The following is a 12,261-nucleotide window of genomic DNA, read 5'->3' on the forward strand; positions in this document are numbered from 1 at the left end:
CTCACTATAGGACAGAAGCGGGGCACTTCCCATTTTTCATACTCATCAACCGGACGCGGATACCCCAGACCCTTCCACGATCAGGCACGCAAGCCGATGCCGCGCTTGAGCAAGTAAAAGGCAAGAATATACAAGACAATCAACATGGCCAGGATGATGACGAAGGCGATATCCAGGCGCACATCACTGACACCAAAGATGCTGTAACGGAAGAGGTTGACCATGTACAGGATGGGATTAAACAGGGAAAGCTCCCGCCAGGGCCCCGGCAATAGCTCCACGGTGTAAAACACCCCGCCCAGATAGGTGAGTGGCGTGAGAATGAAGGTCGGGATGATGGAAATATCATCAAACTTCTTGGCAAACACCGCATTGATCAAGCCGGCAAGGGAAAAGGTCGCCGAGGTAAGGAGCACCACCGCGGCCATCACCAATGGATTGGCAACTTGCAAGGGCACGAAAAGAGAGGCAATCAGGGCCACCAACAGCCCCACCAGAAGGCCACGCCCCATCCCGCCAATGACGTAACCGGCCAGAATCATGGAAGTGGGCAGGGGGGAGACCATCATTTCCTCGATATGCCGACCAAATTTGGCCCCAAAGAATGAGGAGACCACATTGCCGTAACTGTTCTGTATCACTGCCATGATGATCAGACCGGGTGCAATCCAGGCCATGAAATCCAGGCCACCCATTTCACCGACCCGGCGACCAATCAACTGGCCAAAAATGACGAAATAAAGACTCATGGTGATAGCCGGCGGAACCAGGGTCTGTATCCAGATACGCAGGACACGGGTAAGTTCCTTGTGCACGATGGTATAAAGCCCCACCAGATTCTGACGACGCCGGCTCATGACTCACCTCCAGCTCGGTCATTTCGCCCGCCATGCACCATTCGGACAAACAGCTCCTCAAGGCGATTGACCTTGTTACGCATGCTGGCCACCTGGATGCCCGCGTCACTCAATTGCTGGAACAGGGCATTGATGGAACGGTCACGGTGGATCTCAACTTCGATACATGTCTCGTCCACCATATTGAGCTGATAGCCATCCACTTCCGGCACTTCACGCAAGGCTGTTTGCAGGTTAAGAATGAAGGTCTCCGTGCTGAGCTTATCCAGCAAACGTCGGGTACTGGCCTTTTCGATGATCTGACCATGATCAATGATGGCGATATTCCGGCAAAGGTTCTCCGCCTCTTCCAGATAATGGGTCGTGAGGATGATCGTAGTGCCCTGAGCATTGATCTCCCGAAGGAACTCCCACATGGATCGGCGAATTTCAATATCCACCCCGGCAGTGGGCTCGTCCAGAATCAGCAAACGAGGCTCATGAACCAGGGCCCTGGCGATCATCAAGCGGCGCTTCATGCCACCGGACAGGTTCCGGGATGGGCTATCCCGCTTTTCCCAAAGATCAAGCTGCTTGAGGTAACGCTCAGCACGAGGCAATGCCTGGCGTCGGGATATGCCGTAGTAACCGGCCTGGTTCACGACGATGTCGCAGACCTTCTCGAACTGATTGAAATTGACTTCCTGAGGCACCACGCCAATGCAGGCCTTGGCCGCCTCCAACTCCCGGTCCATGTTGTGACCAAAGACCTCAATCTGCCCGCCTGTCTTGTTGACCAGGGAGGTGAGAATACCGATGGCCGTGGTCTTGCCTGCGCCATTGGGGCCGAGCAGGGCGAAGAAGTCCCCCTCCTCCACGTCCAGATCAATACCCTTCAAGGCTTCAACCCCGTTGGGGTAACGCTTGCTGAGCTGGCGAATGGAAAGCGCTTTCATGACGACCCGTCCGGCTGGTTTGCAAAGCGGCTTACTTTAACATGGATCAAGATCGGGCCGGCCGGTGTGGACGGGAAAAGCCGGGGCCCCGCAGGGCCCCGGCCGGCAAACCCTCCTGTCCGAGCGGTCAGGGGGTATTCATGCAGAAGGTATAGGCACCGGACCCGGTCCAGGACTCCAGCCGCCAGACGTAGTAGCCCGAACTGCCATTGTAGCTGATCTGGGCGTTCTCACTGCCGGAGTTGGGCAGAGACTGGGCGACGGTCTGCCAGCCATTCCACCAGCTGTACTGCTGCAGGAAGAGGTCATAAATGGCGTTGCTCGGCGAAGCCAGGATGCCCTGGTGCGTGCCTACCGAGGCCTGATAGTAGGTGCCATTGGGCTCGAAGGTGCTATCACCGGAGCCACTGAGTGAACCAGTGAATTCCTGGAACCCGGCAGGGCAGGATCCACCATCACCACCACCGCCGTCATCACCGCCGCCGTTGGACAGGCGGCTGTACAGGAGGCGATTGGGCGAGCCGCTGCCAATGCCGGAGAGACGACCCGTGGTGGCATTGCCATACAAGGCGTTGGCGATCTGGGTCGGGCTGGCACCCGGGGCTGCTTGCAGGTAAAGGGCGACCACGCCGGCCACATGGGGGGCGGCCATGGAGGTACCACTGATGGTGTTGGTGGCGCTGTTGGAGGTATGCCAGGGCGCGGTGATATTGGACCCCGGGGCAAAAATATCGACACAGCTTCCCCAGTTGGAGAAGTTGGAACGGCTATCGTTGCTGGTGGTGGAACCCACGGTGATGGCTGAACTTGCGCGGGCCGGCGAGAAATTACAGGCGTTGGCGTTGCTGTTGCCGGCCGCCACCACCATGGTGACCCCCGCATTGGATGCCCCCTGAACGGCATTATCCAGGGCCTGGGAGGCGCCACCCCCGAGGCTCATATTGGCCACCGCTGGTGCATTGTGATTGGCGGCCACCCAGTTGACCGAGTCGATGATGATGGAGTTGGAGGTCTGGCCACTGCAGCCAAAGACCCGGACCGGGTAGAGGCGAACGCCCTTGGCCACCCCGTGGACGCTGCCACCGACAGTGCCGGCCACGTGGGTGCCATGACCATTACAGTCCGAGGTTCCCCGGCCGTCATTGATGCCAGTCCAGCCAGGGCCCATGCGACCACTGAATTGGTTGTGACTGGCACGAATACCGGTGTCGATGATGTAGGCGTGCACGCCGGCGCCGGTGTAATCATAGTTGTAGGTATTATTCAGGGGCAGATCGCGCTGGTCGATGCGATCCAGGCCCCAGGTTGCGGGTGACTGACTTTGCTGCAGGTAGACGTGACGGTCTGCCTCGATGAAATCCACCCGTGGATCCCGGGCCAGGTTCGCCAGAGCCTGCTTTTCCGCCCCCTGGCCGCGGGACTGCAAGCCCGGTGTGGCGCGCAGGGAAAAGCCCCGGAGGGCTACATCATAACTGTGCTGGACGTCGAACCCAGCCTGCCTGCCCAGATCACGCGCCAGACTCTCCACGCTTTGAATGCCGGCCATCTCGTCTCGGAGCACGACGATGTATTGACCCGGAATCCGGTCAGGATGGTCGAGGCCATGAATGGGCGCACCGGGCTGAATCCGGTCGATGGCACCACCGACCTGATCAATCATCTGATGGGTTTGTGCGGACAGTCCGCCCGCCGAAAATACCAGGGCGGCTATCGCGGCCGCCATCAAGTTTCGCTTGATCATTACTGAACCCCCTCACATTGTTGAACCAACCCGGCTCACCGTGAACCGGGTGCCATCAAATAAAGTTCACTGGAGGGGATTTCGACGTGACCCAGTTCACATTTTCCGATACAAAAAAGTGCACGTGAGGACTTATGTAACACTTGCCGCCCATATGCCATCGGGGCATCAATCGCCGTACACAAAAAAGCCGCGGCCCCCTGGGGGGCCGCGGCCATAGTCCTGCCTTAATTCGGGATAAACCGCTTAGGGCGTATCCATGCAGAACACATAGTCACCGGAGCCATTCCAGATCTCCAGGCGCCAGACGTAGAAGCCGGAGCTGCCGTCATAGCTGATTTCGGCAGCCTCACTGCCACTGTTGGGCAGGGATTCGGCCACATCACTCCAGCTCCAGCCACTCCAGCGCTGCAGGTAGAGATCAAAGATGGCGTCATCCGGCGAAGTCAGGATGCCGTTATGGGTGCCGGCACCGGCCTGATAGTAGGTACCATCGGGCTCATGGGTGCTGGTGCCACGACCGCCGCTCAGGGAGCCGGTGAATTCCTCGTAGCCACCCGGGCAGGCACCCGGCTCGGAGCCACCGTCGTCGCCGTCGTCTCCGCCGCCGCCGTCATCGGAACCACCATCGTGGTTACCGACCAGGGTGACACCGGAGAAGTCGTTGTAGGCGTGAATCATGACATGCCAGGTGCCGGCGTCGGGATCGCTGAATTCACAGGTCTCGTCATTACCGAACTCATAGGGACGGCAATCCCAGTCATTCAGAGTCGGCTCGGCACCGAAACGGACGTACATGTCCGGCACACCGGAACCCATGATCATGTCGAAGACCAGTTCGCTGGCATCAGCGGGCACTTCCATGGTGAATCGCAGCTCATCGCCCTGGCTGCCGGAGAGGCCGCTCACGGCTTCGCCGTTCTCGAGGACGGAGTCATCGCTGCCACCATCGTCGCCGCCGCCATCATCACCGCCGTCATCGCCATCATCGCCGTCATCACCGCCACTGCCTTCGGTTACGCGGCTGTAGAGCAGCAGATTGGGCGAACCGTTGACGCCGCTAATGCGGCCTTCGGTGGCTTCACCCACCAGGGCGCTTTCCACCTGGGCCGGGCTGGCACTGGGGTTCTCACCCAGGTACAGCGCGGCAACACCGGCCACGTGCGGGGCGGCCATGGAGGTGCCGCTGATGGTGTTGGTGGCGCTGTTGGAGGTGTGCCAGGCAGCGGTAATGTCGGAGCCCGGTGCGAAGATATCCACGCAGCTTCCCCAGTTGGAGAAGTTGGAACGGCTGTCATTGCTGGTAGTGGAACCCACGGTGAAGGCCTGATCGGCGCGGGCCGGGGAAACATTACAGGCGTTCTGGTTCTCGTTACCGGCGGCTACCACCATGGTCATGCCGGCGCTGGCACCGTTGTTCACGGCATTGTCCAGAGCCTGGGAGGCACCACCGCCGAGGCTGAGGTTGGCCACGGCCGGGCCACTCATGTTGCTGACGGCCCAGTCAATACCGTCCAGGATCGCCTGAGTGGTAGTACCACCGGAGCATCCAAAGACGCGCACGGAATAGAGGTCGGCGTTCTTGGCCACACCATAGGTGCTACCGGCGGCCGAACTGGCAACGTGGGTACCGTGACCGTTACAGTCACCGATGCCGTCGTTATCGACGGTGTTCACGCCACCGGCGACGCGGCCACCGAAATCCTGATGGCTGGTGTTGATACCGGTGTCGATGATGTACACCTCAACGCCACTACCGTCGGCGTCATAGACGTACTGGTTATCGAGAGGCAGATCGCGCTGGTCAATCCGGTCCAGGCCCCAGGTGGCGCCGTCCTGCACGGTCTCCTGCAGCCAGATCTGGCGATCGGCCTCGACGAAGTCCACGCGGGGATCGGCGGCCAGACGCTTCAGCGCCTCGGTGCTTTGAAAGCCACGCTGACCGGTCTCAACCGTGAAGCCCTGAATGGCGGTGCTGAACTCCCGGCCCACGTCAAAGCCCACCTCACTGGCCAGGCTTTGTGCGGTGGCGCCCACGTTCTGAACTCCCGAGACGTCATCGTTGAGTACGACGATGTAGCTGCCGGGAATTCGGTCGGGGTGGTCCAGGCCAAGAATCTTGCCCTTATTCGCACCTGCACTGCCGCCGATGACGCTGCCACCGGCCCAGACATCGATGTTACCGCCGCCGGTATCCGCGCCAGTGGCGGCTACCGAACCTGCGGCCATGGCCAAGGCCATGGAACTGCCAAGTACAAACTTCTTCACATTACCCTCCGGATCTTGCTCCGATCGACCGCCGTCGCGAACGGCCTGGGTGAAAAAAAACGGGTCCGCAGACCCAGAAAAGCGTCCCTTGTTTGCGGCCCCCGACATTGGTGTCCCACCAATGCCCGCGACTTGGTCGGGGCCGACGCAGCGGATTTCTCCGTCCACGATTTCCCGGCACCGCAGTGCCGAGCCACGTCTTCACCCTAGAAGCCAAAGCGCGGGAAAGATGTGACGGAGTTCACAGAATTGGAACTTTTTTGCAACAACCACATGGCGGGAAAGCACGACCAAAGGAGCGTAAGCGATTGTAATAAAAAGCCTTTTTAAAAAACGCAGGTTTCTGCTGTTGTGTATATACAAATGCGACTGATCCAGACAGGGAGCTGGCTTGTAGGATATTTCTGATATTGCTGCAGGACTTTCCGGTATCCGGGCTTACCCCCCTACATTTGTATGGCTCCACCTCCCTATAATCGGGTTTCATCAATGTCTTCTAATGGCCGGTCGGCCTAGGAGGGTCGGGACATGGAGCGTCAGATCACGCGTTGTAACTCCCACCGAAACCCCAGCGATTACCGCTGTATCACCGAGACCGAGGTGCTTTCGGACATTCAGTATTTCCGGGATCAACTGGCAGAACTGCCGGTGGATGCGGACCGCTACACCCAGGCTCGTCGGCACGTGTACATCACCCTGCTACAGCAACGCCGGCAGCTGCTCGCTGCCACGCGGGCAGGGCGACCGGAGGACTGGCCCGCATTCAAGCTCGACTAGGACAGCCCTCACCACCAGCCGATCCGCCGTCTTTCCCATTCGCCCCCCGGGCTCTGGCACATGGCATAGCGAAAGGCGGGTTCCGGCAAGCCCGGGAGCTGGAAGCGGAGGTCGCTGAAAATGGCGCAGCGATCGCCGTCGTGATGCTCCACTGCATGGAGGTAGGGTAGCTGCGCGAAGTGGCGGTAGGGACCAAACTCCGGTCGCCGCCAGGCTTCGACGACGAAGGCCCGTTCTTCCCCCTCCCCAAAGCGGGATACCCGCTCCCACCGCAGAGAGTCCACCGAAGCGAAGGTTTGCCAGTGTACCGCGACGGGGTTTTCTCCCGTGACCTCGCCACCACTCCTGCGAAAAAAGCCCAGATGGGCCAGATAATGGAGCTCGGGGCCTTCAATGATCAGTCGCCAATGAAGTGGGCTGAGGGGCTGGGGCAAGGCGTGGATTCGAGCATTGGGCAAGCCCTTCTCCAACGCCTCGGCTCGGGCATGCTCAAGCGCATTCAGCTTCAGCGCCCCCTGCAGGCCCACCAGTCCGATGCAGGCGAAGAAAAACACCGACGGCAGCCAGGCCGGCCACGGTCGCCAAATCGCCACCAGGCCCAGCAGCAACAGCAAACTGATCCAGGGATCAATGATGAAAGTGGAAGGGAAGGCCAGTGGTACCGAAGACAGAGGAGCAAACAACTGTGTGCCGTAGCTGGTAATGAAGTCACCGGCGATGTGCAGTCCCATGCCGATGAGGAAAATCCGAAAGCCATCCCGCCAATCCCGTTCATGGGGCCAGAAGCGGGCAAGCAGATAGCCCAATAGCAGGGCCCAGAGGGGCCACATCAGCAGGGAATGGGTAATGCCTCGGTGAAGGTTGAGGTAGGTAAGCTCATCCGCAAGCAGCCGCAACACCCAATCCACATCCGGGAACAGGGCAGCCATTGCCCCCAGAAGGAGACGCTCACCCGGCGCAAAGGCTCGGGTACCGGGACGGCGGGGACGCAGGACATGATTGCCGAGGGCGCCACTCAGGGCATGGGTCAGTGGATCCAATGCTGCCTCATCTCACGCATCGCCAGGCCAGAGGCGGCCGAGAGCCACCGCATTGCCAAGACGGGCGCGCAGGAAGTCATGACTGCGCCCGAAACCCTGGCTACGGTCCCCGCACCAGACCGCGAGAGTGGAAAGAAAGACCCCGCTCAAGGCGGTTTCCTCCAGGGCACGACGCATGAAAGTCGCGTCCCGGCGGCAACACTCCCGCATCCATTGCACGCTACGGCTGACTCGCAGCAGCGTTGGGAGCTGGATATGCAGGTGTCCGGGCTCCATTCGCACCGCAAGCATTTCACGAAAACTGCGGGGGTAAGCGGAAGGCAGCGTCAGCCAGGCCAGCACACAAGCCTCGAAATTCTCGGGAAACTCCAACTGTCGGAATGCCTCGGCTTGGCTTTGGGCCAGCATATCGGCATCGGCCCGATCCCAGAACCAATCCACCAGCGCCTCTTTCTCTGTCAACCAGGGATGCAATGCATCCAGGCCGACACCCAGCACAGCGGCGACGTCATACAGGCGGACCGCTTCCCAGTGGCGGTCCGCGGCCAGCGCCAGTGCGGCATCCAGGATACGCTGCCTGTCAAGCTCGGCTGACACCGGAAGACTCCCGGGCGACCGCCGTCGCCCCGTGGTCACAAACGCCCGGAGGCGTCCAGAATCTCCAGACCGCGAGTCAAGCTGTTGCCCAGCTGCTCGTCTTCGGCAAACAGTCCTGCGGTCTTTTCATCGATCTTGAAACGGGCCTCGATGACCAGGGCGTCCCAGTGGCGGGGCGACTCATCGTCCCGTGCCAGCCAGAGCAGAGCCTTGAGCTCTGCCAGGGCATCCTGAGGCAGTGCCCGGAGCTCGGCCGCCAGGCCATCGGCATCTCCAGTCCCTTGCAAATCCACCAGGCGACGAACCCGGTCTGGTGACAGGTGCTTCATTGTTTTTCTCTCCCTGTCCGGCCCCTTGGGGGGCATATGGAGTACTCACCTACCCACAAGCATAGTCGAGCCAGCGAAAACGCAAGCCCTGCCAGCCATTCGACCGGCAGGGCCCGGCGCTCACTGCAGGTAATCGTCGAACCACTCGCGGATATGGTATAGGCGCTGGATCCGCTGGGACGGCGGGCCCTGGCGACTCAAGCCATGGCTGGCCTCGGGAAAGATCACCATGCGGGCGGGCTTTTGCTGCATCCGCAACTGGGCGTAGAACTGCCGGGTCTGCTCCAGCGGCGTCCGCCAGTCCTGCTCGCTGTGAATCAGCAGAATGGGCGTCTCGACCTGGTCCACGTAAGTAAGCGGCGAACGCTCCAGGTACTGCATCGGATCTTCCCAGGGCGGGGCGGAGAACCAGGCCTCGACAAAAAACAGATTCATGTCCGCGGTGCCGACAAAACTGTGCCAGTTGAGTACGGAACGCTGGGCGGCGGCCGCGGCGAAACGGTCGGTCTGGGTAACCGTCCAGGCGGTGAGCAGACCACCGCCACTGCCACCGGTAACGCCCAGGCGATCGGCGTCCACATAGCCCTGCTCCAGCAACCAGTCCACACCGGCCATGAGGTCCTTGTAGTCATCGCCGGGATACTCGTACTGGATGATATTGCCGAACTCATGGCCGTAGCCCGAGGAGCCCCGGGGGTTGGTGATCAAAACCACATAGCCGGCATCGGCCAGTGTCTGGAATTCATGAAAGAAGGTGGTGCCGTACATGGCGTGGGGGCCGCCATGAACATAGAGAATCGCGGGATATTCCCGGCCCGGGTCGAAGTCATCCGGGCGAATCACCCAGCCCTGGATATCGAGACCGTCAAAGGATTCGTACCAGACCTCTTCATAGCCGGGCAGTTCGCGATCGCCAAGGATAGAGTCATTGAGCCGGGTGAGACGCTGCCAATCTTCCTGCTGGGCGAGGGACCCGGCGTCGGCAAGGTAGAGATCGAAAGGCTGACTCGGTGAGGACCACAGCAAACTGATCCGGTCTCCGCCGATGCTGAATTCGGCCAGGTCACCGGCCTGGTAGCTAGTCAACTGCTCTACCGCGTCGCCATCGAGGGAGCGGCGGGCGAGCTGGGTCTGACCGTCCACCGCCGTGGTGAACCAGATGGATTCGCTATCCGGTGCCCATTGCAGGCGGGGCCCACCCCCGGTGGGGGCACTCATGTCACCACTGGTACCATCGGCAACGCCACGGTCGTAATCGCCACTCAGCAGTCGCTCTTCGCCCCCGTCGGCGGGCATGACATAGAGCTCCGTGAGCGTATAGCTGAAGGGCGTATCCCGATACTCGCTGCCGGTAAAGGCAATCCATTCTCCATCCGGCGAGGGCCTTGGCGTGCCCCGGTTGCGACGCCCTTCGGTCAACTGCTCGGGGTCCTGCTCACCATCGACCGCAACCCGGTAGATATGCCGCTCGCGCAGGCGCCAATCGGCGTCCTCCTCGAGCAGGCCGGAAAAGTACAGATAATCGCCATCGCCGGACCAGGCCGGGTTGCCGTGATCATGGTCGCCGTGGGTGATCCGCGTGGCGCGGCGCGGCCAGTCACCATCGTCCTCGGCCGAGACCGTCCAGAGGTGGACGGGGTCTTCGGGCAGATAATCGGCACGACCATCCGCCTGATAACGGAGCCCCTCGATCACGACCGGTTCCGGCGCGGATTCCATCTGCTGGCCCGACTCCAGACCGCGGGCCTCACGCTCGCGCTGCTCGGCTTCGCGAGACTCCTCACGCCGAGCTTCGCGTTCTTCCTCGGTCAGGGCCCTGGACGCAAACGCGATCTTCTCACCATCCGGACTCCACAGCGGGGCGCCGGCACCACCCTCCACCCGGGTCAGCTGGCGGGCCTCCCCCCCCTGCATGTCGATGACCCAGATCTGGCCGTTGTCCCGACGACCGGAGAGAAAGGCGATACGTTCCCCATCCGGTGACCAGCGAGGATTACGGTCGTTGGCCTCGTGGGTGGTAAGGGGACGATGCCGCCCCTGCTCCAGGTGCTTGATCCACAGACTGGTCCGGTAGCGATCCTGCTCCCGATCCACTTCCGTGCGCACATAAATCAGGCGCTCACCATCCGGGGAAAGGCGGGCATCCGCCGCCCAGGACCAATGCCAGAGGCTCTCCGCCTTGAGTGGCTCGGCCTGGGGACTGGCCGCGCAGGCCGACAGCAAAACCGGGGCCAGCAATACAGTGATCAGCGATTTTCGCAGAGACATGTCTTGTCCTTGGTTGAGTGAAACTCAAAGATCTGTCAGGTCCACCGCCTGGTGGTCGACGCGGCAATAGCCCTTGGGCCGGATCGCAACCGCGTTGCGGATTACCGAACAACAGCGGCCGTCCTCCCGAAAGAAACCGTAGCGAAACTCCGGCGTTGCCCGCCCCTGTCTGGCCAGTTGGGCGCGGATGGCGTCTTCCTGTTCGGGGCTCATTTCGAAGCGAAGTTCCAAATTGCTGGAGCCGGCGGTGTGAAAATCAATGTGCATGGATCGCGTCCAGACCGAATAGCCGGGAAAAACCCGCGAACAGGCCAGGGCGGCAATGGGATCGGCAAGCGCCGCCTGCCAACCACCGAACATGGTCCCGCCTGGGTTGCGTGAAAGGGTGTTGAGCGGCAAGCGAATTCGGCAGAAACGCCATTGCTCGCGCATTTCCACTACCTTGATTCGCATCATGAAGAAGGGCGGATAAAGCTCCAGCTTGCGCGTTTCGCTCAAAAACGGAAACCGGGCAATGAATCGCAACAGGCGCATGCAGCACAGACTCCTTCCAGGAAAGTGCGGGTCACCCCTCCCCATCCCGGCTCTGGCGGGCAGTGGTCCGATATCGGACTTTACCCGATACCGTGACCCAGGTGCGAGGTGAGAGCCGCTGGGGCATCATGAGGGCTCAGACCCTAGAGAGAGCGTTTGCCATGCTGCGTGGAGGACAGGCCTGGATTCGGCACTACGGTGACAGCCGGCAACATCCGGTCAACCGCCGAATGCACCTGCTGGGTCTGCCCCTGACGGCCTTCGGGCTACTCACTCTGCTGTGGGCGCTGAATATTCCCGTGGATACCGGCACCGTGCCCCTGCACCTGAATGCCGGCCTGATGGTGGTCATGGCGGCGGTGGTCTATGCCTTCCTGCTGTCCCCCTTTCTGGCCATCCCCTTTTCCCTGGGGGCCTTGCTGGCGATCCTGGCGGTGGATTGGCTGGCCAATCAGGGACTGGCCCTGGCACCGTCCGGCGCCGCCCTGATGCTGGCGGGCTGGCTGCTCCTGGCCCGGGGGCACCGCGCCGAGGGCAACCGGCCCGACTGGTCGGGCTGGATTCAGCACCTGCCGGTGGGCCTGGTCTGGCTGCTGGCGCGGGGCTTCGACCGCTGGCGCTTGCCCTGGTGAAAAGACGGTGCCGGCCCGCGCCCTGAGGAACCTCTGATTAATTCATTCGCACCCGCAGTTGGCGCTGAGAGCGTCTGATTCAAGGCGCATTGCGCAGCACAGTAGCCTCTGCGCTACGGGCAAGCAATGCAACGCTGAAGCAGGCGCTCTCAGCGCTAACCCCTTGTGGGCCAGCGGGATTTTCCCTCTCGACTTCGTTGCTCCTCGCTCATGTAGCACAGCGCTACACTACGCTCGTCGCGCCTCGCGAGAGGGAAAATCCCGCTGGCTGCGGGTGCGAATG

11 protein-coding genes are annotated in these 12,261 nt (G+C 61.2%); 2 read left to right on the forward strand and 9 right to left on the reverse strand.

What is annotated here, in order from left to right; all coding sequences use genetic code 11:
* Positions 1-80 precede the first annotated feature (80 nt).
* The 4 genes from ACJWXQ_RS07680 to ACJWXQ_RS07695 form a co-directional block, all read right to left on the reverse strand.
* Positions 81-857, reverse strand: coding sequence for an ABC transporter permease (locus ACJWXQ_RS07680; protein WP_346050766.1), 777 nt, complete (start codon positions 855-857; stop codon positions 81-83).
* Entirely contained in the window at positions 854-1,792 is a 939-nt protein-coding gene (locus ACJWXQ_RS07685) for an ABC transporter ATP-binding protein (protein WP_346050765.1), read from the reverse strand. Before ACJWXQ_RS07685 ends, ACJWXQ_RS07680 begins: the two co-directional genes overlap by 4 nt.
* A gap of 127 nt (positions 1,793-1,919) precedes the next feature.
* Positions 1,920-3,533: a S8 family peptidase gene (locus tag ACJWXQ_RS07690; protein WP_406672519.1), complete on the reverse strand. Its 1,614-nt coding sequence runs from the start codon at positions 3,531-3,533 to the stop codon at positions 1,920-1,922.
* Between the two features lie 246 nt (positions 3,534-3,779).
* Positions 3,780-5,801, reverse strand: coding sequence for a S8 family serine peptidase (locus ACJWXQ_RS07695; RefSeq protein WP_406672520.1), 2,022 nt, complete (start codon positions 5,799-5,801; stop codon positions 3,780-3,782).
* Positions 5,802-6,329: 528 nt separating this feature from the next.
* On the opposite strand from ACJWXQ_RS07695, the gene ACJWXQ_RS07700 reads away from it, so the two are divergent.
* Positions 6,330-6,578, forward strand: a complete 249-nt coding sequence (locus ACJWXQ_RS07700; protein ID WP_346050762.1) for a hypothetical protein — start codon at positions 6,330-6,332, stop codon at positions 6,576-6,578.
* A gap of 8 nt (positions 6,579-6,586) precedes the next feature.
* Here the strand turns inward: ACJWXQ_RS07700 and ACJWXQ_RS07705 are convergent, their stop codons facing one another.
* The 5 genes from ACJWXQ_RS07705 to ACJWXQ_RS07725 all read right to left on the reverse strand — a co-directional run bounded on the left by ACJWXQ_RS07705 (position 6,587) and on the right by ACJWXQ_RS07725 (position 11,346).
* A complete protein-coding gene (locus tag ACJWXQ_RS07705; protein WP_346050761.1) occupies positions 6,587-7,618 on the reverse strand; it encodes a metal-dependent hydrolase in 1,032 nt (343 codons plus the stop codon).
* 12 nt (positions 7,619-7,630) lie between these two features.
* Entirely contained in the window at positions 7,631-8,215 is a 585-nt protein-coding gene (locus ACJWXQ_RS07710; protein ID WP_406672521.1) for a TetR/AcrR family transcriptional regulator, read from the reverse strand.
* 35 nt (positions 8,216-8,250) lie between these two features.
* The gene (locus ACJWXQ_RS07715; protein WP_346050759.1) at positions 8,251-8,544 is read right to left on the reverse strand and encodes a DUF3775 domain-containing protein; all 294 of its coding nucleotides are present in this window, start codon (positions 8,542-8,544) and stop codon (positions 8,251-8,253) included.
* Positions 8,545-8,664: 120 nt separating this feature from the next.
* Positions 8,665-10,812, reverse strand: coding sequence for a prolyl oligopeptidase family serine peptidase (locus ACJWXQ_RS07720; protein ID WP_406672522.1), 2,148 nt, complete (start codon positions 10,810-10,812; stop codon positions 8,665-8,667).
* Between the two features lie 24 nt (positions 10,813-10,836).
* Complete coding sequence (locus tag ACJWXQ_RS07725) at positions 10,837-11,346, reverse strand: hotdog domain-containing protein (protein WP_346050757.1); 510 nt, start codon at positions 11,344-11,346, stop codon at positions 10,837-10,839.
* Positions 11,347-11,507: 161 nt separating this feature from the next.
* Here ACJWXQ_RS07725 and ACJWXQ_RS07730 point away from each other — a divergent pair, with 161 nt between their 5' ends.
* Complete coding sequence (locus ACJWXQ_RS07730; protein WP_346050756.1) at positions 11,508-11,978, forward strand: Mpo1-like protein; 471 nt, start codon at positions 11,508-11,510, stop codon at positions 11,976-11,978.
* Positions 11,979-12,261 lie beyond the last annotated feature (283 nt).

This window comes from Natronospira sp. (assembly GCF_007134575.1).
GTDB classification, from domain to species: Bacteria; Pseudomonadota; Gammaproteobacteria; order Natronospirales; family Natronospiraceae; genus Natronospira; species Natronospira elongata.